Consider the following 22,671-nt stretch of genomic DNA (forward strand, 5'->3'; position numbering starts at 1 on the left):
GCCCGTATGGCCGTCACGCACCCTGACGGACTGGCTTGCGAGATCGATGCCGCGGCCTTGTGCCGCCGCTTCGCCGAGCAGCAGTGCGGTGCCGGATGGCGCGTCGACCTTGTGCTTGTGATGCATTTCGAGGATCTCGATATCCCAGCCGGCGGCGGGCAAAGCCTTTGCCGCCTGCGCGACAAGCACGCCGAGCAGGTTGACGCCGAGGCTCATATTGCCGGATTTGACCACGCGCGCGTGACGGCCCGCCGCCTTGAACTTTTCTTCGTCCTCAACCGAGCATCCGGTCGTGCCGATCACATGGACGATCCGTGCCTGCGCGGCGAGAATGGAGAAGGCGACGCTGGTCGCGGGTGTGGTGAAATCGAGCACGCCCTCGGCATCCAGAAAAGCCTGAAGCGGATCGGCGGTCACGGGGACCCCAAGCGTTCCGACACCTGCGAGCTCGCCTGCATCCTTGCCGATGAACGGCGAGCCTTCGCGCTGGACCGCTGCATGCAATGCCACGCCGTCGGTTTCATGAATGACCCGGATCAGTGCCTGGCCCATCCGACCCGCTGCGCCGACCACTACGAGTTTCATGTCATTTGCGGTCATGTGCGGCGTAGTCCCTGCTTTTGTCGGTCGGTCTTTTCGAGCGGTTACAGCTTGTTGGGGCGAGCGTAAAGGCCGCTTCCGCACTGCGCAAGCATCTCTTGCAGGCCGTCTTCAGGAAAACCGGCCTCGCCCGCGGCGATGATCTCAGTCCGGTCCTAGCGTTGCCAGCGGCGGCCATCCATGGAAAGGCCGTAGGCGGAGGGCGTGCGGGCAAAGCTTGCAAGGCCGGCGAGTGCCGCCTGTGGATGGGTCACCACGAAGGTCGGAATCGTGCCCATCAGCTCCGTATGCGGCGCTTTGTCTTCGAAGGCGGCGCGGAACTCTGGGCCTTTCAGCGCGGGAACGATCTTCTGCGAGATGCCGCCGGCGAGATAGACGCCGCCGCGCGCCATGAAGATCAGCGCCATGTCGCCGGCGACCCGGCCGAGATAGGTGGCAAACAGCGATAGCGTTTCGACGGCCTGGGAATTCGAACGGTTCAGACCGTGAGCCGTGATATCCGCCGGATCGGAAAACGCGGGCTGCAGACCGTCGGCCGCACAGACGGCCTGGTAGATGTTGACGACGCCGCGCCCGCTCAGGATTTCTTCCGCAGAAACGCGGCCTTCGATGCGCTTGAGATGCGGAAAGATCTCGAAATCCCGTTCCGAGCGCGGGCCGACATCCACATGTCCGCCTTCGCCGGGAACCGGAAACCACATGTGCCGCGCATAGACGAGGCCGGCAACGCCGAGGCCAGTACCTGGGCCGAGCACGACGCGCGATGCCATATGCGGCTCGTTGTTGGGCCCAAGCGTCTCGCGGTATTCATCGGGCATGGCCGCGACGGCAAGCGCCTGGGCTTCGAAATCGTTGACGACCAGCACATCCTCGAAGCCGAGTTGGGCGATCATGTCTTTCGGCCGCACCACCCAATCGCAATTGGTCAGATCGATCTCGTCGCCGTCGATCGGTCCCGCGATGGCAAGGATCGCCGAGCGCGGCTGAACGGAACTCGAATCGAGCACGATTTTCTGGATCGCATCGTCGATCGTCGGATAGTCGGCAGTACGCACGTTCGGAAACGGCTTCGGTTCCGCATAGGCGTCGAGGAGAATGGAGAAGCGGGCATTGGTGCCGCCGATATCGCCGATCAGGATCGGAAAGGGCAGTTTGTCGGTCTTCATGGTATCGGCCATCGGGAAGCTTAGTCCTTCTGAAAGTCGATGAGTTTTTCGGCGGTGGCGCGGTTGAGTGCCATCGGAATGTCGTAGACGGTCGCCAGCCGCGTCAGCGCCTTGACGTCGACGTCATGGGGAAGCGCGCTCAGTGGGTCGATGAAGAACACCAGCATGTCGACCTCGCCGGTGGCGATCATCGCGCCGATCTGCTGGTCCCCGCCGAGCGGGCCGCTTTTCAGCCGCGTCACTTCAAGACCGGGGCAGGCATCTTGAACCCGGCCGCCGGTCGTGCCGGTGGCGACGATGTTGAACCGGGAAAGTGCTGCCTGGTGATGGCGGGCGAAATCCGCCATGTCATTCTTCTTCTGGTCGTGTGCGATCAACGCGATGCAAGGCTTGGCCGACATGATTGGGTGTCCTCGCCAGAACGATTTTCAATCGATTTGTGATGCGTTCTAGCGTGCCGCTTCGGTCTTGGGAAGGTCGCGAAGGGGCCGGCGTTTCGATTGCCGGCCTTGTCGGGAAACTATTGCAGCGGACGCGGCGTCGGGACCGGCATATCACTGGAAGCGGACGGCGGATCATTGACGATCGCTTCGACAGTCCTTGCCGATGCCGACGCGGCAGGCTGAGCCGTGTAGGCCACGGCGCTGCCGCCGAATGTCGCGTCGTCTTCGGAACGCGAGGGGGCCGCAAGCACGGCCGCACAGGCCTTCGGCAGGTCCGAGAGCATGACCTGACGCGGTTTTACCGGTTTCTTGTTCGGGTCCGGTTTGGGCGGCGGCGCCCAAGGCTCCTTGGTGAACCACCAGGCAAATCCCTTGCTGCTGCAGTCGTCGCCCTTCGGTACTGCGGCCTGCTTCTGGCAGGTGGTGGAGCCCGGCGGGCAGGAGATGCGGATATGGAAGTGTTCATCATGGCCGTAGATCGGCCGCACCTTGCCAAGCAGGTCGCGGTCGCCGGTCCAGGTCTCGCAGAGTTTCTTCTTGATGGCAGGATTGACGAAGACGCGCTCCACTTGCGGATAGCTCGCGGCCTGCATGATCAGCTTGGCATGGGTGCTGGTCCAGCGGTTGGAATCGACGGTCAGGAACTTGCTCTTGTCGAGCATGGAGGTGAAGGGATAGCTTTCGCGCTGCTGCACGGTCAGCGGCTGGGTGGGCTTCGGGGTGAACCAGACGTCGACATCAAGGCCGATCTGGTGCGACGAATGGCCGTTGATCATCGGGCCGCCGCGCGGCTGCGAAATGTCGCCGACGAGAATGCCGGAACCCCAGCCGAGCCTTGCTGCGTCGCCGGAGAAGCGTTCGAGCAGTGCGATCAGTTCGGGATTGCCCCAGCGACGGTTGCGCGAAAGGCGCATCGCCTGCCAGGTCGGCCCGTCGGTCGGCAGCGCCACCGCGCCCGACATGCAGCCCTTGGCATAGAAACCAAGCGGTTCCGCCTCCGCCTTGCTCGGAAGCTTGACGCCGGCGAAAAGTTGTTTCGCCGGTGTGCCCTCCTGCGCTGCCACCGATCCCGCGAACGTGCCGCAAAGGAAAGCAGCCGTCGTCAGCCGCATAATTGTACTCGAAATCGATCTCATGCCATCCGCCGCAAATCACCTGATCGCTTCCAAACTACCGTGAAACAGGATTTTGGTGAAATGGAGATGGCGAACGCCTTGCCGATTTTCAGGAACATAATGCCGGATAAAACGGATGTGAGTTTGGAACTCCTGTTTTTCGCCGCCTTTTGCCCTATGCTTCACCGCAACAAAGAAACTCACAAGGGGTAACGCATGCTCTTGGCCCGCCTGAAGATAGCTTTCGTGATCGCTCTCGCAGCAATGTCTCTTTGGACATCGGCGGCGACCGCCCAGGAGCCGAAATGGCGGCATGGCATGGCTGTCGTCGGTGACCTGAAGCTGCCGGCAGACTTCAAGCAGCTCCCCTATGTCGATGTGAACACGCCGAAGGCCGGCGAGCTGCGCCTCGGCGACGAAGGCACATTCGACAACCTCAACCTCGTGATCGACCGGGGTACCGCGGCTTCGGGTGTCAGCCTGATCTACGACACGCTCATGAAGCGGTCGGAGGATGAGGTTTTCGGTACCTACGGCCTTTTGGCCGAGGCCGTGTCCTATCCGGACGATGTGTCTTCGGTGACCTTCCGGTTGAGGCAGGAGGCGAAATGGGCGGACGGCCAGCCGGTCACTCCGGAGGACGTGATCTTCAGCCTGGAGAAGCTGAAGGAGCATAGCGCCCTCTATTCCGGCTACTATCGGCACGTCACGGGTGCTGAAAAGACCGGCGACCGCGAAGTGACCTTCCGCTTCGACGAAAAGAACAATCGCGAACTACCCTCGATCGTCGGCGATTTTCCGGTCCTGCCGAAGCACTGGTGGGAAGGCAAGGATGCACAAGGCAACCAGCGCGACATTTCCCGCACCACCCTGGAGCCGCCGATGGGGTCCGGCCCCTACAAGATCGGCGCCGTTCAGCCGGGCTCCACCATTCGTTACGAACTGCGCGACGACTATTGGGGCAAGAACCTGCCGATCAATCTCGGCCAATATAACTTCCGGACGATCAACTATACCTATTTTTCCGATGCCGACGTGGAATTCGAGGCCTTCCGGGCCGGCAACATCGATTACCGCCAGGAAAACAGTTCGAGCCGCTGGGTCACGCGCTATGATTTCGATGCGGTGAAGGATGGGCGGGTCATCAAGGAAGCGCTGACCAACCCGTTCAAGGCCGTCGGCGTCATGCAGGCTTTCGTGCCGAACATGCGGCGCGACATATTCAAGGATGCGCGGGTCCGCGAGGCGCTGAACTATGCCTACGATTTCGAGGATCTCAACAAGAACCTTGCCTATGGCGGCCTGAAGCGGGTCGATAGCTTCTTCTGGGGCACCGAGCTTGCTTCGTCCGGCCTGCCGCAGGGAAAGGAACTGGAGATTCTCAACGGCTTGAAGGACAAAGTTCCGGCGAGAGTGTTCACAACTCCGTACACTAACCCCGTCGGCGGCGACCCGAACAAGGTGCGCGATAACCTGCGCACCGCCATCAGCCTGCTGAAGGACGCCGGCTGGGAGCTGAAGGGCAACCGGATGCTCAATGCCAAGACCGGACAGCCCCTGAGCTTCGAAATTCTCCTGAACAGCCAGTCGCAGGAGCGCACCGTGATGCCCTATGTGACGAGCCTCAAGAAAATCGGCATCGACGCCCGGCTCCGGATAGTCGACGCATCGCAATATATCAATCGCATCCGCAGCTTTGATTACGACATGATGTACGGTGTCTGGGCCCAGACCATGAACCCCGGCAACGAACAGGCGGACTACTGGGGATCGGCGTCCGTCAGCCGGCCGGGATCACGCAACTATGCAGGCATCGCCGATCCGGCGGTGGATCAGCTGATCAGCATGATCACCGCTGCCCAGGACCGGGAGGATCAGGTGGCGGCCGTCAAGGCGATGGACCGGGTGCTGCTCGCCAACCACTATGTCGTTCCGATGTTCTATTCCGGCGAAGCAAGGATCGCCTACTGGAACCGTATCACGCATCCGCAGAGACTGCCGGAATACAGCATCGGCTTCCCCGAGACCTGGTCGGCCAAAAACCCTGCGAAATGACACAATAAGCGCGGACTTGCGCCGCCGTCCGGCACCTGTTCCAAATAAGCCCGTATGATTCGCACCGGAAAAGAGGAAAGAGCCATTTGATCGGCATTGGGATATGTGGTGAAACAAGCCCCGTGACGACAGGCAGGGAGCTCTGATGGGCGCCTATATTCTTCGCCGTCTCCTGCTGATGATACCGACGATCGTTGGCATCATGGCGATTTCTTTCCTCGTCGTGCAGTTCGCGCCGGGCGGGCCTGTTGAACAGGTGATCGCCCAGATCCAGGGTCAGGACACCGGTGATCGGCTTTCCGGCGGTGGCGGCGACATGCTGCAGCAACAGGGCGGAGGCGAGGAAAGCCGTTACCGTGGCGCGCAGGGCCTCGATCCGGAATTCATCAAGAAGCTCGAAAAGCAGTTTGGTTTCGACAAGCCGCCGGCGACGCGCTTCCTCGAAATGATGTGGAACTACATTCGCTTCGATTTCGGCGAGAGCTTCTTCCGCAATACTTCGGTCCTCGACCTGATCATCGACAAGATGCCGGTGTCGATCTCGCTCGGTTTCTGGATCCTGATCGTTTCCTATCTGATCTCGATTCCGCTGGGCATCCGCAAGGCCGTCAAGGACGGTTCGACCTTCGATGTCTGGACCTCCGGCGCGATCATCATCGGTTACGCGGTGCCGAGCTTCCTGTTCGGCATTCTGCTGATCGTACTCTTCGCGGGCGGTTCGTTTTTCGACTGGTTCCCGCTGCGGGGTCTCGTTTCGGATAATTTTGCCGAACTCTCCTGGTGGGAAAAGATCATCGACTATTTCTGGCATCTGACATTGCCGTTGATCGCCATGTCGCTTTCGGCTTTCGCCACAACCACTCTGCTGACCAAGAACTCGTTCATCGACGAGATCAAGAAACAGTATGTGACGACGGCGCGTGCCAAGGGCCTCAACGAGCGACAGGTGCTTTATGGCCACGTGTTTCGAAACGCCATGCTGATCGTCATTGCGGGCTTTCCCGGCGCCTTCATCTCCGCCTTCTTCACCGGCTCGCTGCTGATCGAGAACATCTTCTCGCTGGATGGGCTGGGGCGCCTCGGTTATCTCGCGATCGTCAACCGCGATTACCCGATCGTTTTCGGCACGCTCTACATCTTCTCGCTGATGGGCCTGTTCGTCAGCCTCATTTCCGACCTGATCTATACCTGGATCGATCCGCGCATCGATTTCGAGCGGAGGGATGTCTGATGGAGGCAACCGCCGCAAAGACCGCCGTGCAGACGCCGCAGAAGCGGCCCTGGATCACGCCGACCAACCGCCGGCGGCTCGCCAATTTCCGCGCCAACAAACGCGGTTATTGGTCCTTCTGGCTGTTCATGGTCCTTTTCGTGCTCAGCCTGTTTGCGGAATTCATCGCCAACGACCGGCCGATCGTCGCCTCCTACAAGGGCGAAATCCTCTACCCGGTCCTCGTTGACTATCCGGAGGAAAAATTCGGCGGCTTCCTGGCAACAACCGATTATCGCTCCGACTATATCCAGCAGGAAATCCAGGCGAACGGCTGGATGGTCTGGCCGCCTATCCGCTATTCCTACCAGACGGTCAACTCCAACATTCCCCATTCGGCGCCGACCGAACCCTTCTGGCTGATGGAGAAAGCGGATCGCTGCGCCGCCTATCCGCAAAAAGATCAGGACCCGAATTGCATCCTCGGCAACCTGAACTGGCTCGGCACCGACGACCAGGCGCGCGACGTGACCGCCCGCATGATCTACGGCTTCCGCATCTCCGTCCTGTTCGGCCTGGTGCTGACGGTCTTTTCGGCGATGATCGGGGTGACGGCGGGCGCTGTGCAGGGTTATTTCGGCGGATGGACCGATCTTCTGATGCAGCGGTTCATCGAGATCTGGTCGTCCATGCCGGTTCTCTACATCCTGCTGATCATTGCCTCGATCCTGCCCCCGGGCTTCTTCGTCCTGCTCGGCATCCTCCTGCTTTTCTCCTGGGTCGGTTTCGTCGGCGTGGTGCGCGCCGAGTTCCTGCGGGCGCGCAATTTCGAATATGTCCGCGCCGCCCGCGCGCTCGGCGTCGGCAACTGGACGATCATGTCCCGGCATCTTCTGCCGAACGCCATGGTCGCGACGCTGACCTTCCTGCCCTTCATTCTGTCCGGATCGATCGCGACGCTGACCTCGCTCGATTTCCTCGGGTTCGGCCTGCCGGCAGGCTCTCCGTCTCTCGGCGAGATGATTTCGCAGGGAAAGAACAACCTGCAGGCGCCATGGCTCGGCTTCACGGCCTTCTTCACCATGTCGATCATGCTGTCGCTGCTGATCTTCATCGGCGAGGCAGTGCGCGATGCCTTCGATCCTAGAAAGACGTTCGGGTGATGGCGGGTCGTAATTGCATGATGGATGCGCTAGATTATCGGGTATATCAGCGAGCGTGACGCCATGAACAAGATCGTCAGAGAGCATTACCCGGTCGCCAACCTTCCCGAGGATCTGCGGGAGGGATTGGCGGCTGACGCGACCGTGAAGATCGTCGTTGAGGTGGAGGAGCGCAGAAAACGTGATGATCTCGGTATGGCCGAGCGCAAACCCATCCCGGCAAAAGACCTCATGGAGCTACGGCGCCGGCTGCTTTCGGACGGCAGGCCGTCAGTATCTACGGAGGAAGCCGTGGCGCGGATTCGCGAGTTGCGGGACGAGTGGGATTACTGATGGAGAATGTTGGTCGCGTCTATATCGACACCAATATTTTCATTGCTGGATTTGAAACAAGAAGTGGCCTCGCAGAACGGATCGCAATGCTCTTTTCCTCCGCACCGATCCAAACGCCTCCGCGTTTCGTGACCAGCGAGTTGACATTGGGGGAACTGCTTGTGCGGCCCTACTGCAATCATGACACCGCCCTGATCGATTTCTACGATAGTCTGATTTCTTCCAGTTCTTGGTTGGAGGTTCGGCCGGTTACCCGCGAAGTACTCTCCGCGGCAGCGAGTTGCAGAGCCTGTGATCCCGCGCGTAAATTGCCGGACGCAGTCCATATTGCAACAGCTGATCTTGCCGGTTGCTCCCACCTGTTGTCGGCCGACAAGGGTATAGGGCCGGCGCAGGGCGAAAGCCTGCCTTTTTCACGTCTGCAACCAGACGAGCAGACAATCGAAGAACTCATCGAAAGCCTTGGCCGATGACAGAGCCGCTCCTTTCCGTCCGCGATCTCTCCGTCGCCTTCCACCAGGGCAGAGACACCTCGATTGCCGTCGACAGGGTCTCGTTCGACATCATGCCCGGCGAGGTGATGGCGCTGGTCGGGGAATCCGGCTCCGGCAAGTCGGTGACGGCCAATTCCATCCTCAAGCTACTGCCGTATCCTTCGGCAAGCCATCCGTCCGGCGAGGTCCTGTTCGACGGCAAGGATATGCTGAAGGCATCCGAGCCAGAACTCCGGCGGGTGCGCGGCAACGATGTCACGATGATCTTCCAGGAGCCGATGACCTCGCTCAATCCGCTTCATTCGATCGAAAGGCAGATCGGCGAGATCCTTGAGCTTCACCACGGAATCAACGGCCAGGCGGTGCGTATCCGGACGCTCGAACTCCTGAACCAGGTCGGCATTCGCGAGCCGGAAAAGCGCCTGAAGGCCTATCCGCACGAGCTGTCGGGCGGCCAGCGACAGCGCGTGATGATCGCCATGGCGCTCGCCAACCGCCCGAAACTGCTGATAGCAGACGAGCCGACCACGGCGCTCGACGTCACCGTGCAGGCGCAGATCCTCGATCTTCTGCGCGGGCTGAAGGGCGAGCATGGCATGTCGATGCTGTTCATCACCCACGACCTCGGCATCGTCCGGAAATTCGCCGATCGCGTCTGCGTCATGACCAAGGGCAAGATCGTCGAGACCGGCACGGTCGAGGAGGTCTTCGCCAACCCGCAGCACGCCTATACCCGCCACCTGCTTGCCTCTGAGCCGCGTGGCGAGCCGCCGCCGACCGATCCCTCGAAGCCGGTGGTGATGGAAGGCAAGGACATCCGTGTCTGGTTTCCGATCAAGGCGGGTTTCCTGCGCAAGGTGGTCGATCATGTGAAGGCAGTCGATGGCGTCGATCTCGAGTTGCGGGCCGGCGAGACGCTCGGCGTCGTCGGCGAATCCGGTTCCGGCAAGACGACGCTGGGTCTGGCGCTCGCAAGGCTCATCTCCTCCAAGGGCCGCATCGCCTTCATCGGTACGGACATCGACAAGTTCTCCTTCAAGGAAATGCGTCCCTTCCGCGACCGTCTTCAGGTCGTCTTCCAGGATCCGTATGGGTCGCTTAGCCCCCGCATGTCGGTCGGCGATATCGTCGCCGAGGGGCTGAAGGTGCATGAGCGGTCGCTTTCCCCCGATGGCCGCGACGAGCGCGTCGCCTGGGCTTTGACCGAGGTTGGCCTCGACCCCGCAACGCGCTGGCGTTATCCGCACGAGTTTTCCGGTGGCCAGCGGCAGCGCATCGCGATCGCCCGCGCCATGGTGCTGAAACCGCGGTTCGTGATGCTAGACGAGCCGACCTCGGCGCTCGACATGACCGTTCAGGCGCAGGTCGTCGATCTCCTGCGCGACCTGCAGAAGAAGCACGATCTTGCCTATCTCTTCATCAGTCACGATCTCAAGGTCGTGAAGGCTCTCGCCAACCACGTCATCGTCATGCGGCTCGGTAAGGTGGTGGAAGAAGGTCCCGCCGACCAGATTTTCCAGGCGCCGAAGCAGGATTATACCCGCGCGCTGATGGCCGCCGCCTTCCATCTCGAAGCGGTCGAGACCGAAGCCATCAATCAATAGTCACAGCAATCAAGGTCAATCAGTCCATGCCCGCCAGACATCCGGTCGTCGTCGATCTCAAGTTCGAACGCCGCGAGATCGATTTAGCACTCGCCAACGCCTTTGCCGGTCGCACCGTGCTGCACGCCTCCGATCCCGGCGTGGATATTTCCGAGGCGCGCTATGCGGTGATCTGGAAACCGGACCCGGACCTATTCCAGCGGGCACCGAAGCTGGAGGTGCTGTTTTCCGGCGGCGCCGGGGTTGACTATATCCTCACCATGCCCGGCCTGCCTGACGTCCCGATCGTCCGTTTCGTCGACGAGAGCCTGACGACGCGGATGAGCGAATGGGTCGTGCTGCAGGCCCTGAGCCACCTCCGGCAGGTGCCGGCCTATCTCGGGCAGCAGCGCGAACGCCAGTGGCGCGAGCTCTCCCAGCCGGAGGCGAAGGACCTGACCGTCGGCGTCATGGGCCTTGGCGTGCTCGGCCTGGATTCGGTCCGCAAACTGAAGATCATGGGCTTCGATGTCGTTGGCTGGTCGCGCAGCAAAAAGACGACCGAGGGCGTCGAGACCTTTGACGGCGGCGAGCTCGATGTTTTCCTTGCCCGCACCGATATTCTGGTCGGTCTTCTGCCGCTGACGCCGGAGACGCGCGGCATCTTCAATGCCTCGCTGTTTGCAAAGCTTCGCCAGGGCGGCGCCCTGGGCAAACCAGTCTTCATCAATGCCGGACGCGGCGGCAGCCAGGTGGAGAGCGATCTTGTTGCCGCGCTCGACAACGGCATTCTCGGCGGCGCGTCGCTGGATGTGTTCGAGAAAGAACCGCTCGGTGCAGATAGCCGGCTCTGGGCGATGGACAATGTCATCATCACGCCGCACGCGGCTTCCGCGTCCGATGTACGGGCGCTGTTCCGCAATGCGGAGACCCAGATGGAACGCTATGAGGCCGGTGAACCTTTGCGGCAGGTGGTGGACCGCCGGGCGGGCTACTGAGCCGTTCCCATCCGGAACATTCGTAGCTGCGGGCCGTTTCTTGTGCATGAGCCGGGCATTCCGGCCGAACAAGGAGCGAAATCATGAACACCCGTTTCGATCCCCAGGAAGCCGATACCCGTCGTCCGGATCGGGCCGGTTCGCCGCCGGTGGTGGAAACCGCCACGGAAGCGCGTCAGGGAAGCTGGGGTGCGCCGGTGCTGAAGATGTTGATTGCCGGCCTTATTCTGGCAATGGTCGCCTGGGCCGGCGCCGAATGGTGGGGCGAAAGCACCGCACCGCCTGCCGACCGGACGGCCACCCCGCCGGCTGGCAGCACGACGCCGGCTAATCCGAATGCGCCGCCGACCGCCAATCCGTCTACTCCGCCAGCTGCCACGCCGCCGGCATCGCAGTCCGGCAACTGACGGGGCATCATCCTTGATTTTTTTGGCCGCGATCCCTCGCGGCCGAATTGCGTCTGGACTTACTCTGCATTTTTTTCGATAAAAATGCCCGGAGGTTGATCAGCCGTTGCCTCCATATGCATCGAAATCGGCGGAGCCGGCCCGGAACGGCCGGGGCAGGGGCAGGCATGACCAAGACCGATATCGCGAGCAGGGTTTATAACCACACCTGGAAACTCGACCCGATCATCCGCAGTCTGATCGACACGGATTTCTACAAGCTCCTGATGCTGCAGATGATCTGGAAGCTCTATCCGGATGTGGACGCCACCTTTTCGCTGATCAACCGTACGACCAGCGTCAAGCTGGCGCAGGAGATCGACGAAGGCGCGCTGCGCGAACAACTCGACCATGCCCGCACGGTGGGTCTGTCGAAGAAGGAGATGATCTGGCTCGCGGGTAACACGTTTTATGGCCGCAAGCAGATCTTCGAGCCGGAATTTTTGAACTGGCTGTCGACCTACAAGCTGCCGGAATACGAACTTTCGAAGCGTGACGGCCAGTACGAACTGACTTTCCACGGCAAATGGATGGAAACGACGCTCTGGGAAATCCCCGCACTCGCGATCATCAACGAGTTGCGCTCCCGTTCCGCGATGCGCTCGCTCGGTTTCTTCACGCTCGATGTGCTTTATGCGCGGGCCAAGGCCAAGATGTGGGAAAAGGTCGAGCGGCTGCAGGCATTGCCGGGCCTGCGCATCTCCGATTTCGGTACGCGCCGTCGTCACAGTTTCCTCTGGCAGCGCTGGTGTGTCGAAGCGCTCAAGGAAGGTATCGGCCCGGCGTTTACCGGCACCAGCAACGTCTTGCTGGCGATGGACTCCGATCTCGAAGCGGTGGGGACCAATGCGCACGAGCTGCCGATGGTGGCTGCGGCACTCGCAGAAACCGACGAGCAGCTGCGCGCCTCCCCTTACCAGGTCCTGAAGGACTGGAACCGGCTCTATGGCGGCAACCTGCTGATCGTGTTGCCGGATTCCTTCGGCACGGCGGCGTTCCTGCGCGATGCGCCGGATTGGGTGGCCGACTGGACCGGGTTCCGCCCCGACAGCGCTCCGCCGATCGAGGGCGGGGAAAAGATCATTGCCTGGTGGAAGAAGATGGGCCGTAACCCCAGGGAAAAGCTGCTGATCTTCTCCGACGGGCTGGACGTCGATGCGATCATCGACACCTACCGGCATTTCGAAGGCCGCGTGCGCATGAGTTTCGGCTGGGGCACCAACCTCACCAACGATTTCGCCGGCTGCGCACCCCACGAGATTGCCGGCCTGATGCCGATCTCCATCGTCTGCAAGGTAAGCGAGGCGAATGGCCGTCCGGCGGTGAAACTTTCCGACAATCCGCGCAAGGCGACCGGAGACCCGGCCGAGGTGGAGCGTTACCTGAAATTCTTCGGTCAGGAAGACCGCGTCGATCAGGTCGTCCTCGTCTGATTGAAACGCTGAAATGACAACAGGCCCCGCCGGAAGTCGACGGAGCCTGCGTTTGTTGGTTGGCTGAAGCCGCTGATGCCTGGCTTATCGGAGGACCTGAACCACGGTATGGGTCTGCGGATCGACGATTACGCGCTGGTTGTTGACTACCGTATAAGCATATCGTGGATTGCTGGGCACCGGGGTCACAACGACGCTCTGCGGGATCGGCTTGCCGACAACGATCGGTTGTTCGACCGTCATGGATGCGGTCGGAGCAGGCTGTTCCTCGACATAGGTAACGACTTCGCGCGGCGGCGGATCGAGCGCGGTACCGGCCACGGCGCCGACGACACCGCCGACCGCTGCGCCCACAGGGCCACCGACGATTGCGCCGGTGACAGCTCCGCCGGCAGCGCCGTTGACGGTGCCTTGCTGTGCGCCGACCTGGGTTGCGAAGGAAGCGGCAAGAATAGCGCAGGACGCCAGAATGATCTTCTTCATGGGTCTTCTCCTTTTCATTGGACTTCCGAAGGGCTAACCCATCAGTTTTTGAGTGGTTCCTGTCTACCGGTCACCTTTCGTAAGTGTCTGAAATCTTGAGCGAGGAGGTGTTCGAGAGATGTTGCCATGTTCCGCTTGCCGAACCTGAGCCGGCAACGCGGCCCTCACCACCTCTGTGCCGGCAAATCAATCACCAAGCGCCCCGTTCTGCGGCTTGACGCCAGGGGGAGCTAGATCAAAAAATCGATATCGGGCCCTGCTCCTATTGCCAAGCAGCGATCGGAGTCTATTTGCGTCCTTCAGTCTGGGAGGATCTGCCCTTGGAATATCGTTTCCTGATCGTCGAAGACAGTCTGCTGGTCGCGATGGATATCGAGGACGCCATTCATCGAAGCGGCCATGACGTCGTCGGAATAGCCCCCGACATGACCGTGGCGCTGAATTATACCCGTGACACGGATATCGCCTTTGTGGACGTGCGGCTTGCCGATGGCGAGACCGGCCCGGAGATCGCCAAGACACTGGCGGAATGCGGCATTGTGGTGATCATGATCACCGGCAATCCGGGGCTGGTGGCGGCGGGTGTCTCCGGGGTCCTTGGCGTAATGGCAAAACCGCTGACCGACCAGGCCTCGATGGACCTCATCCAGTTCGCCGTCGATCGCAAGAATGGCCGGCCGGGCGTGCCGCCGGCGCGGCTGCGGCTCTTTCACTGAAGGCCAGCGCGATCCCGCCGATAAAATAACTTCCTGCCGCTCGGATGACAGGGCGGGATATCCGCGCTATGGGATCGGCCGCAGAGCGACAGCGGGTCATACATGCGTTATTTCATCACCGGAACGGCAGGCTTCATTGGTTTTCACTTGGCGCGACGCCTTTTGGAGGATGGCCACGAGGTTCTCGGCTTCGACGGGATGACGCCCTATTACAGCCTGCGCCTCAAGGAAGCCCGCAATGCCGGGCTCGCTCAATTCCCTGCCTTCCGCCCGGTGATCGGCATGCTGGAAGACAAGTCGCTGCTCGACAAGTCCGTCGAGGATTTCAAGCCGGATGTCCTGATCCATCTCGCCGCCCAGGCCGGCGTGCGTTACAGCCTCGAAAATCCCAAGGCTTACCTCGATTCCAATCTCGTCGGTTCATGGAACATCCTGGAGATCGCCCGCAATTACGGCGTCGGTCATCTGATGCTCGCCTCGACATCGTCGGTCTACGGCGCCAATCCGGATATTCCTTTCCGGGAAACCGACCGGGCCGACGAACCCCTGACCTTCTATGCGGCGACCAAGAAGGCCACGGAGCTGATGGCGCACAGCTACGCGCATCTCTACAAGGTGCCGATTACCGCCTTCCGCTTCTTCACGGTCTACGGTCCCTGGGGCCGGCCGGACATGGCGCTCTTCAAGTTCGTCAAGGCGATGATCGAAGATCGCGAGATCGAGATCTACGGCGAAGGCAAGATGAGCCGCGACTTCACCTATATCGACGACCTGGTGAATTCGATCATCGATCTGTCCAAGGTCTATCCGGGCGAGGATAATCGCGTTGCCGGCATCGATACGCTCTCTCATCAGGCACCCTTCCGCGTCGTCAATATCGGCGGCGGCCAGCCCTCCGGCCTCATCGACTTCGTCGAGACGATCGAACGGATCATGGGAAAACCGGCCAAGCGCAAGATGCTGCCGATGCAGAAGGGCGACGTCCCGAGAACCTTTGCCAGCCCCGATCTTCTCGTGGCGCTGACCGGCCGCAAGCCGGAGATCGGTCTGGAGGAAGGCGTCAAGGCCTTCGTGCAATGGTATCTCGACCATCGTCACGAGATCGACTGAGCCGATATTCGCCGAGCCTCCTCAGCCGCGTCCGAACTCGTCGACGATGCGGATGATGTCGTCCTCACCGAAATAGGATCCGGTCTGCACCTCGATCATCTCGAGCATGATCTTGCCGGGATTGGCAAGCCGATGCACCTCGCCCTGCGGGATATAGACCGACTCGTTTTCCCGCACGATCCGGGTTTCCTCGCCGATTGTCACTTCCGCGGTGCCCTTGACGCAGATCCAGTGTTCCGAGCGGTGGTGATGTTTCTGCAGCGAGAGCTTCTTGCCGGGTGTCACGAACAGCCGCTTCACCTGGAAGCGGTCGCCGTTGAGCACCGACGTATAGCCGCCCCAGGGCCGATAGGAGGTCGGATGGGTTTCGGTCAGCGCCGCGGTCGCCTTGGTTGCGGCGAGCTGCTTGACGATCTTGCCGACGTCCTGACTGTCTTCCAGCCGGCCGATATAGACGGCGTCCTCGCTGGCGATGACGGCGACGCCATCCAGACCCTGCACGGCGAGATGGCTGGTGCGAGACATCACCAGCGAGTTCTTCGTGTTGATCAGGGTCGTTTTGCCGGAAGCGACGTTGCCGGCCTCGTCACGGGCTCCGAGCTTCCAGACGGCGTCCCAGCTTCCGAGATCGGACCAGGTGAACGAGGAGGGCACGACCGCGGCATTGGAGGTCTTTTCCATGAGCGCATAGTCGACGGAGATATCCGGGCTTGCGGCAAATTCCTGCGCGTCGAGGCGGGTGAAGTCGAGGTCGCTCGAAGCCTTGGCAAGTGCGGCTCGCGCGGCCGCCTCGACCTCGGGCGCGAAGGCGGAAAGTTCACTCAGCACCTGCCCGGCCTTGAACATGAAGATACCAGAGTTCCAGACAAAGCCACCGGTCGATAGCATCTTCTCGGCCTCGGCCAGCACCGGCTTTTCGACGAAACGTTTGACCGTGCAGGCGCCTGAAGGCAGCGCCTCGCCGATCTCGATATAACCGTAACCGGTGGCGGGTTCCGTCGGAGCAATGCCGAACGTGACGAGCTTGCCGGAGAGAGCCGTCTCTCTGGCGATGCGGATCGCATCGAAATAACCGGCATCGGCGGTGATCTCATGATCCGAGGCAAGCACCTGCAGGATGGCGTCCTCGCCGAATCGACCTTCGACGAAGGCGGCAGCGGCGGCCACGGCCGGGGCCGTATTGCGGGCCACGGGTTCGAGCAGGATGCCGGAGAGCTTGATGCCGAGCTCGCGGGCCTGTTCGGCCACCAGGAACCGGAAATCCTCGTTGGTGATGACGACCGGAGCCTCATAAAGCTTCGGGTCCGAAACGCGCGACAGCGTCGCCTGGAACAGCGTCTTGTCGCCGATGAACTGGATGAACTGTTTTGGCGCGCTTGCGCGAGACAGCGGCCAGAGCCGCGTGCCCTTGCCGCCGGCCATGATGACGGGGATGATCTTGCTATTCATTCCAATATCTCCGGCAGTTCTCGTCCAATTATCGTTCAAGCTTTGCGGCCCAGGCCCGGATGAGGTTCAGCCCCTCAGGCAACAGGGCCTTCGCCTCGTCTTCCGTCCCGGCCTCGACGTAACAGCGCATTTCCGGTGCGTTGCCCGATGGCCGGAAATGCACGATCCGCCGATCCTCAAGCGTCACCCGCAGGCCATCGATATCGCTTTTGGCAGCGACTGTCGAAATCGGCGCGAGAAAGGCTGCAAGATTGTCGTCGGATTGCCTGAGATAGGACATCAGCGCGGCGCTGGTCTCCACGGGAAAATTCTCCAGCCGATCGGCCGCCGCAAACGGCAAGCGGAAACCGGCGGCGATTTGCGACAGCGGCTTCTTCTCGTGCGCAGCCAGCACAAGCGTCGCCAGCACCGGCAGAAAACTGTCGCGGGTGGGAAGTGGCGAGAGCGTGCCCGTGCCGGTTTCGAAAGGCGAGGCGGTCAGAAGTCCGCCATTCGCCTCGAAACCCATGACGCCCGTCTTGCCGGCTTCGACTGCCGCGAGCATGCCGGCGATCACGAAAGGCGATCCGACCTTGGTGCGGACCACTTCGAAATCCCCGGCCGCCTCGATGCCCGAATTGGAGGTGACCGGCGTTACGACGACCTGCGCTTTCAGGAACTTTGCCGCGATCAGGCCTAGAAGGTCGCCGCGCAGCGGTTCTCCCGTTTCGTCGGAAACCAGCGGCCGGTCGCCGTCGCCATCGGCGGAGACGATTGCGTCAAGCCGGTATTCGCGCGCCCAACCCTTGAGGAGGGCGATCGTCTCGGCCGAGACTGCTTCCGTGTCGACCGGAATGAAATCTTCCGAACGGCCGAGCGGCACCACGTGTGCGCCATAACCTTCAAGAACCCGGACCATAAGATCGCGGGCAACCGTCGAATGCTGATAGACGCCGACCTTGAGGCCGGCGAGCGCGCCTTGCGGCAACATTGCCGCATTGCGGGCAAGGAACAACGTCTCGACTTGCACGGAATGATCAGGCGCTTCGCTACGCGTCGCGTCGATCTCGCTCCTGTCCAGTTCGGCGGCGATCGCCGTGATCCGCATTTCGTCCTGTTTGTCGATCTCGCCGTCGGGCCGGTAGAACTTGATGCCGTTGCGGTCCGCGGGGATGTGCGAGCCGGTGATCATCAGCGATGCGGCCTTGAGCTGAAGTCCGTAGAGCGCCAGCGCCGGCGTCGGGATGGCGCCGCCGTCTATGGGCGAAAGGCCGGCTTGGCTGAGTGCGGCGATGCAGGTGGCGGCAATGTCGGGGCTCGACGGACGAAAATCGCGGCCGACCAGAACTGCGTCACCGGGCCGGGCAGCGCCCGTTTCCAGGAGATGCCGGGCAAAGGCCTGGGTGTAGAGGGATGAAGCTCGGCCCTCCAGATCACTCACGAGGCCCCGAAGGCCGCTTGTTCCGAATTTCATGCGATATCCATCAAGGAGACTCCAAGCATGATCGTCCTAGTTCATTTCCTATGAAAATAAAGTCGAAATTGGCAATACCCCAAATCGGCGGTGTAGCGCCATAACCCTTTCCGCAAAGCTTGGCGGGCCAGCCGAATTGATGCTATCATTTGCAGCACGATCAGGCCTTGTTCCAGATGGTGAGGCACTGTTCTTGGGTTCGGCTGCTTCGGGTTCGAAGCTTGGGAGAGCCGTCATGGGAGCGAATGTCGTAAAGAGCGTCGCCTTCGTCGTGCCGATCGCCGGCCTGGCACTTCTTATGGCCATGGGCGAGCCGACCGAAGACGAAACCTGCCCGGGAAGCCTCGCATTCGAGAAATCCCGCCAGCTCGTTGAAGAACGTCCGGATGTGGTCGATGTCGCCTGGAGCGATTTCCGCTGGATCGCCGATTGCCGGTTCGCGATTGGCGGTTATGCCGATATCAACACCGACAAAGGCCTGGACCGCAAGGATTTCCAACTCGTGGTCGCTTTCGATCCGAAGCTGCATCGTTGGCAGCAAGTCAGTTTTTCGACCTCGCAATAATGCGAAGCGCGTGCCGCGGTCCAAACGACCCCGTCAGCCATGCCGAGGTCTGGTCGTCGAAATCGATTTACCGGCAGACGCGTGTGGTCCTGGTGACCCAGCGCCCGTGATGGCGGTACTGGACGCTCCGGACCCTGCAGTAGGGCCGGTAATGGTGCCTGGAATACTGGCGGTAGTAGGGGCGGTGGTAGCGATGGTAACCCGGCCGATAATAGTGTCCGGACGGCCGGTAGCCCCGATCGCCAATCGTTATGCTGAAACTATCAGCGAGGGTGGGGGCCGCAGTCGTGGTGAGGCATCCAAGCCCGATGATGCAGGCGGCAATGAACTTTTTCATCTTCTCCTCCTTCAGATTGGCCGCTGGATTGGCGGTTTCTATGAAGGTAGACTGCGGAAAATGAACAAACGCTGACAGCTGCGTTCATGTCCCCAAATGCCTATCTCGCCCGCAGCAAACGCTTCAGGCAGCCTGATTGGATCTGGCGCGGGGTTGCCCTCGCTTGTCGATGCGGAACAGATTGACGATCTCGGCCAGTGCCTCCATTTCCCGGCTTGTCCTCTCGGTGGAGGCCGAAAGATCGCCGACCAGCCGGTTGCTATGGGCATTGAGCTCATCGAGATCTTTCATGGCGCTCGACAACTGCCGAAGGTTGGCACTTTGATTGTTGCTCTCGCTGGTTATCTGGCTGGAAAGCGAAGAGACGAATGCGATGGATGAGACGATCTGGGAAAATTGCTCGCTCGCCTTGCGGACCAGTTCGGCACCTGCCTTCACCTCCGCCTGGCTTTTCTGAATGAGCGCCTTCACCTCGTTCGAAGCATTGGCCGTCGACTGGGCGAGAGAGCGCACCTCGGTAGCGACGACCGCAAACCCTCTGCCACTTTCGCCTGCACGTGCGGCTTCCACCCCTGCATTGAGCGCCAGCAGGTTCGTCTGGAAAGCGACATCCTCGATGACGCCGATGATCTCGGAAATCTTGCCGGAGGAGACGGTGATCTGCGCCATGGCGTTTTCCGCGCCGCTCATGACCTGGCTGCCGTTTTCAGCCATCTGGCTGGTATCCGAAATCACGCTGGTGGCCTCGCCCGCCCGCTTCGAGTTCTGGCCGACGGTTTCGGCAACGGCGTTTGTCGTGACGGCCGTGTTCTGAAGCATCGACGACTGACGCGTAGACCGCCCGTTCAGTTCGGTCGTCCCGCGCAGAATTTCGTCGCTGGATGCCGAAACGGAGGCGCAAGCAGCAGCCAGTCGCGACACGACCTCCGAGAGGCGGGTCGTCACGGCGTTCGCATTGTTCTGCAGTTCGGCAAATGCGCCTTTGTGGACACCTTCGAACCGGATCGTCAGATCGGCATTCGCAAGTGCATCCAGAACGCGGCTGGTTTCGTTGAGCCCGCCTTCGAAGCTCGATATGACCGTATTGAGGCTCTGGGCAAGCTCATGATGTTCGGGACGCTCGAACGGTCCGCTAACGCGACCGGAGAAATCGCCCTCGGCGGCCCTGTTGACCACGCCGCGCACCTGGCTCTGCAGCAGCCGGGCTTCCGCCGAGACATGGGCGAGACTGGCGGTCTGGGTTCGCGCTTCCTGCTCCAACGTATCGCGCATGCGCGCATTTTCACGGAACACGGCCAGGGCATCGATCATGGCGCGAATTTCCTTGGCGCCCCGACGCTTCGGTACGACAACCTCGACGTTGCCGCCTGCAAGCAACTTCATCGATGCGGTGATCCGCACGATCGGACCGGCAATTCGCTGGGCGACAACCAGCAGAATGATGACGCCGACGAGCGCGAGTGCGGCGGCGGTCGTCAGTTCACTGCGAATTTCTGTCTCAAGCGCGTTTCCCGCGGAGACAACCGAGTCGGATGCCGTCTTGTCCACGAGCGTGTTGATGTCGAGGATCTTCGCGAGGATGGCCGTGCGCGAGCGCATAAGCTGCTCGGCTGTCGGAATTGCGGTTGCCGGATCGAGTCCGAGCAGAATACGTACATTGCTGCGCCACACAACATGCAGATCACCGAGGTTCTTGACGTTCCCGGAGACTGCGGGCGACAGCGAGTTGCGGCTAAACTCGGCAAGCGTCGTCTCCAGAGCGCCATTGGTCGCGTCAAACCGTTTCTTGACTTCTTCGACCGAAACGAATGTCGTCATCGCCAGGAGGTTTGTGACCACGCCCGACACATTCTCGAATTGTGTTGCGGTCCTTGCAGCCAGCGTCTTGGCGGCAATCGCGTCCTGCACGACGCGCTCGATATGCGTCTGGCCATCGATCGCCTGGGAACCAACGAGAGCGGCAGCGCCGAGGCCCGCGAGGATGGAGACGACGAGGGGTAGAAGGATTTGGAATCGGACTGACAGTGCCATGGCGTGCTACTCAGTTGGGTAATGTCGGCAGGAGCAAATCCTGCTGTTCAGGGGTCAAGGTCTTCAGGAAAGCGATCAACTCTTCCCGCTCGTGATCGGTGATGAAAATTGGGGAAATGCTATCCGAGCGCGACGCGCTTTTGACCCCACCGCTCTCATAGTGAGCAATCACGTCCTCCATGGTCGCCAGACTGCCGTCGTGCATATAGGGACCGCGATAGAGAGTGTTGCGCAGGCTCGGCGTCTTGAAGGCATATAACGCTTTGGGATTATTCGGTTCGAATTTGGCGCGCCCTATGTCGTCTGTCGGCAGGCCCGTATCGTGAAACTTGTTGTCGGTGAAATTCCAGCCGGTGTGACAAACGGCGCAGTTTGCTTTGCCGGTAAACAGTTCGAAGCCTCGCTTGGCGCTGTCTGAGACTGCGGTTTCGTCACCGTCCACCCAGCGGTCAAACGGCGACCAGGCGGAAACAACGGTACGTTCATAGGTTGCGATCGCCGTCAGCAGCGTCTCGTTCGTGGCGCCTTTGTCCGGAAATATCTGTTTGAACCAACTGTTGTAGTCGGGAATGGCTCGCAGATCGGCGACGATCTGGTCGAGCTTGCCGTTCATCTCCGCCGGTGCCGTGATCGGTCCTGCGGCTTGCGCTTCCAGCGTTGGCGCGCGGCCGTCCCAGAACAAGGGGGTGGTCCACGCCACGTTCAGAATAGTTGGCGACTGGCGGGCCAGATGCGTATTGGCCGCACCCACCGGCGTCTTGACCGGCACTTCGAATCCAAAGGAGGGATTGTGACAGCTGGCGCAGTTCATGTTCTTCGCGCCCGACAGGCGCGGATCGAAAAACAACATCTTCCCCAGTGTCGCCAACTGCAACGAATATGGCGTCACCTTGTCGAAGGGAATTGCGAGAGGTCGCTTGAAATCGGCGAGATTGCCAGCAGCCGCGCCTTGAAATGACACGACTGAGAAGAGGGTTATGCAGAGAAGCGAACGGCGCATGATTGGATTATCCAGAAGCTGATTTAGCGCTCGAAGACCGGATGAATTCGCAGCCGAAATCATCTGGTTGTCGTCTGGAGCAAACGTAACCAAAAAGAGTAAAATCTTTGTATAACGAATTTCTAACTCAACTTATTATTGAAAAATTGACAAATGAGAAGAGTAGAGGCAATCGGGCAGCCGCTTTGGTGGATCCTGTCATCCATTTGAAGGAGCTTGATGTTTGTCAATTTCATTGCGCCATCAACTCTTCTTCAGTGACTTGCGGCTTTATCTTCCGGGCGGAAAACGCTGCTGCAGACATACAACCGATGCCGGCCGGAACAAAAACGCTTCTCGGTCATGCCGCAGGAGCGCGGAGCCGCCGCCAACCGCGTCGTTGATCAGACCCATGCCGGAAATCGGCAAGCGTTGCGGCGAATGACGGCAATGACCGCAAAACACGATACTTCGCCGCAGCGTGCCAATCGAGGCGTCACCTCGCGGCC

23 protein-coding genes are annotated in these 22,671 nt (G+C 60.7%); 13 read left to right on the top strand and 10 right to left on the bottom strand.

Annotated elements, in window-relative coordinates:
* From dapB to mepA, 4 genes are all read right to left on the bottom strand, one after another.
* A partial coding sequence (dapB, locus tag MOV61_RS14105; protein WP_247137009.1) for a 4-hydroxy-tetrahydrodipicolinate reductase occupies nucleotides 1-600 on the bottom strand: 600 nt, incomplete at its 3' end.
* Nucleotides 601-755: 155 nt separating this feature from the next.
* The gene (locus tag MOV61_RS14110; RefSeq protein WP_247137010.1) at nucleotides 756-1,778 is read right to left on the bottom strand and encodes a glucokinase; all 1,023 of its coding nucleotides are present in this window, start codon (nucleotides 1,776-1,778) and stop codon (nucleotides 756-758) included.
* Between the two features lie 8 nt (nucleotides 1,779-1,786).
* The gene (locus MOV61_RS14115; protein ID WP_038548075.1) at nucleotides 1,787-2,167 is read right to left on the bottom strand and encodes a methylglyoxal synthase; all 381 of its coding nucleotides are present in this window, start codon (nucleotides 2,165-2,167) and stop codon (nucleotides 1,787-1,789) included.
* A gap of 119 nt (nucleotides 2,168-2,286) precedes the next feature.
* Nucleotides 2,287-3,321, bottom strand: a complete 1,035-nt coding sequence (mepA, locus tag MOV61_RS14120; protein WP_247137022.1) for a penicillin-insensitive murein endopeptidase — start codon at nucleotides 3,319-3,321, stop codon at nucleotides 2,287-2,289.
* A 219-nt stretch (nucleotides 3,322-3,540) separates the two neighbouring features.
* Here mepA and MOV61_RS14125 point away from each other — a divergent pair, with 219 nt between their 5' ends.
* From MOV61_RS14125 to pncB, 9 genes are all read left to right on the top strand, one after another.
* On the top strand, nucleotides 3,541-5,379 hold the full coding sequence (locus tag MOV61_RS14125) for an extracellular solute-binding protein (RefSeq protein ID WP_038548081.1): 1,839 nt from the start codon (nucleotides 3,541-3,543) through the stop codon (nucleotides 5,377-5,379).
* 145 nt (nucleotides 5,380-5,524) lie between these two features.
* A complete protein-coding gene (locus tag MOV61_RS14130; RefSeq protein WP_038548084.1) occupies nucleotides 5,525-6,610 on the top strand; it encodes a microcin C ABC transporter permease YejB in 1,086 nt (361 codons plus the stop codon).
* On the top strand, nucleotides 6,610-7,752 hold the full coding sequence (locus tag MOV61_RS14135; protein ID WP_038548088.1) for an ABC transporter permease: 1,143 nt from the start codon (nucleotides 6,610-6,612) through the stop codon (nucleotides 7,750-7,752). Before MOV61_RS14130 ends, MOV61_RS14135 begins: the two co-directional genes overlap by 1 nt.
* 63 nt (nucleotides 7,753-7,815) lie before the next feature.
* Nucleotides 7,816-8,085, top strand: coding sequence for a hypothetical protein (locus MOV61_RS14140; RefSeq protein WP_247137011.1), 270 nt, complete (start codon nucleotides 7,816-7,818; stop codon nucleotides 8,083-8,085).
* Nucleotides 8,085-8,558, top strand: a complete 474-nt coding sequence (locus MOV61_RS14145; RefSeq protein ID WP_247137012.1) for a PIN domain-containing protein — start codon at nucleotides 8,085-8,087, stop codon at nucleotides 8,556-8,558. Before MOV61_RS14140 ends, MOV61_RS14145 begins: the two co-directional genes overlap by 1 nt.
* Nucleotides 8,555-10,183: an ABC transporter ATP-binding protein gene (locus MOV61_RS14150; RefSeq protein WP_247137013.1), complete on the top strand. Its 1,629-nt coding sequence runs from the start codon at nucleotides 8,555-8,557 to the stop codon at nucleotides 10,181-10,183. The genes MOV61_RS14145 and MOV61_RS14150 overlap by 4 nt, the downstream gene beginning before the upstream one ends.
* 26 nt (nucleotides 10,184-10,209) lie before the next feature.
* The gene (locus MOV61_RS14155) at nucleotides 10,210-11,160 is read left to right on the top strand and encodes a glyoxylate/hydroxypyruvate reductase A (protein WP_247137014.1); all 951 of its coding nucleotides are present in this window, start codon (nucleotides 10,210-10,212) and stop codon (nucleotides 11,158-11,160) included.
* An 83-nt stretch (nucleotides 11,161-11,243) separates the two neighbouring features.
* The gene (locus MOV61_RS14160) at nucleotides 11,244-11,567 is read left to right on the top strand and encodes a hypothetical protein (protein ID WP_051899984.1); all 324 of its coding nucleotides are present in this window, start codon (nucleotides 11,244-11,246) and stop codon (nucleotides 11,565-11,567) included.
* A 167-nt stretch (nucleotides 11,568-11,734) separates the two neighbouring features.
* Complete coding sequence (gene pncB, locus MOV61_RS14165; RefSeq protein ID WP_038548101.1) at nucleotides 11,735-13,039, top strand: nicotinate phosphoribosyltransferase; 1,305 nt, start codon at nucleotides 11,735-11,737, stop codon at nucleotides 13,037-13,039.
* An 84-nt stretch (nucleotides 13,040-13,123) separates the two neighbouring features.
* Here pncB and MOV61_RS14170 read toward each other — a convergent pair whose 3' ends face one another.
* On the bottom strand, nucleotides 13,124-13,522 hold the full coding sequence (locus MOV61_RS14170; protein ID WP_247137015.1) for a DUF1236 domain-containing protein: 399 nt from the start codon (nucleotides 13,520-13,522) through the stop codon (nucleotides 13,124-13,126).
* A 320-nt stretch (nucleotides 13,523-13,842) separates the two neighbouring features.
* Here MOV61_RS14170 and MOV61_RS14175 point away from each other — a divergent pair, with 320 nt between their 5' ends.
* A complete protein-coding gene (locus MOV61_RS14175) occupies nucleotides 13,843-14,238 on the top strand; it encodes a response regulator (RefSeq protein WP_038592299.1) in 396 nt (131 codons plus the stop codon).
* A gap of 102 nt (nucleotides 14,239-14,340) precedes the next feature.
* Nucleotides 14,341-15,348, top strand: coding sequence for an NAD-dependent epimerase/dehydratase family protein (locus tag MOV61_RS14180; RefSeq protein ID WP_247137016.1), 1,008 nt, complete (start codon nucleotides 14,341-14,343; stop codon nucleotides 15,346-15,348).
* 21 nt (nucleotides 15,349-15,369) lie between these two features.
* Here MOV61_RS14180 and MOV61_RS14185 read toward each other — a convergent pair whose 3' ends face one another.
* Together MOV61_RS14185 and MOV61_RS14190 are read right to left on the bottom strand one after the other, a co-directional pair.
* Nucleotides 15,370-16,797, bottom strand: a complete 1,428-nt coding sequence (locus MOV61_RS14185; RefSeq protein ID WP_038548113.1) for a mannose-1-phosphate guanylyltransferase/mannose-6-phosphate isomerase — start codon at nucleotides 16,795-16,797, stop codon at nucleotides 15,370-15,372.
* 28 nt (nucleotides 16,798-16,825) lie between these two features.
* Nucleotides 16,826-18,250, bottom strand: coding sequence for a phosphomannomutase (locus MOV61_RS14190; RefSeq protein WP_038548116.1), 1,425 nt, complete (start codon nucleotides 18,248-18,250; stop codon nucleotides 16,826-16,828).
* 235 nt (nucleotides 18,251-18,485) lie between these two features.
* Between MOV61_RS14190 and MOV61_RS14195 the strand changes: the two genes are divergently transcribed.
* The gene (locus MOV61_RS14195) at nucleotides 18,486-18,815 is read left to right on the top strand and encodes a hypothetical protein (protein ID WP_038548119.1); all 330 of its coding nucleotides are present in this window, start codon (nucleotides 18,486-18,488) and stop codon (nucleotides 18,813-18,815) included.
* Nucleotides 18,816-18,882: 67 nt separating this feature from the next.
* Here the strand turns inward: MOV61_RS14195 and MOV61_RS14200 are convergent, their stop codons facing one another.
* The 3 genes from MOV61_RS14200 to MOV61_RS14210 form a co-directional block, all read right to left on the bottom strand.
* On the bottom strand, nucleotides 18,883-19,152 hold the full coding sequence (locus MOV61_RS14200; protein ID WP_151045787.1) for a hypothetical protein: 270 nt from the start codon (nucleotides 19,150-19,152) through the stop codon (nucleotides 18,883-18,885).
* A 123-nt stretch (nucleotides 19,153-19,275) separates the two neighbouring features.
* Nucleotides 19,276-21,183 carry a methyl-accepting chemotaxis protein gene (locus tag MOV61_RS14205; protein ID WP_038548122.1) on the bottom strand — a complete coding sequence of 636 codons (1,908 nt, stop codon included), beginning with the start codon at nucleotides 21,181-21,183 and terminating at the stop codon, nucleotides 19,276-19,278.
* Nucleotides 21,184-21,193: 10 nt separating this feature from the next.
* Entirely contained in the window at nucleotides 21,194-22,183 is a 990-nt protein-coding gene (locus tag MOV61_RS14210) for a cytochrome-c peroxidase (RefSeq protein ID WP_038548125.1), read from the bottom strand.
* 107 nt (nucleotides 22,184-22,290) lie between these two features.
* Here MOV61_RS14210 and MOV61_RS14215 point away from each other — a divergent pair, with 107 nt between their 5' ends.
* Entirely contained in the window at nucleotides 22,291-22,566 is a 276-nt protein-coding gene (locus MOV61_RS14215; protein WP_247137017.1) for a hypothetical protein, read from the top strand.
* Nucleotides 22,567-22,671 lie beyond the last annotated feature (105 nt).

This window comes from Neorhizobium sp. BETTINA12A (assembly GCF_023006485.1).
Lineage (GTDB): Bacteria > Pseudomonadota > Alphaproteobacteria > Rhizobiales > Rhizobiaceae > Neorhizobium.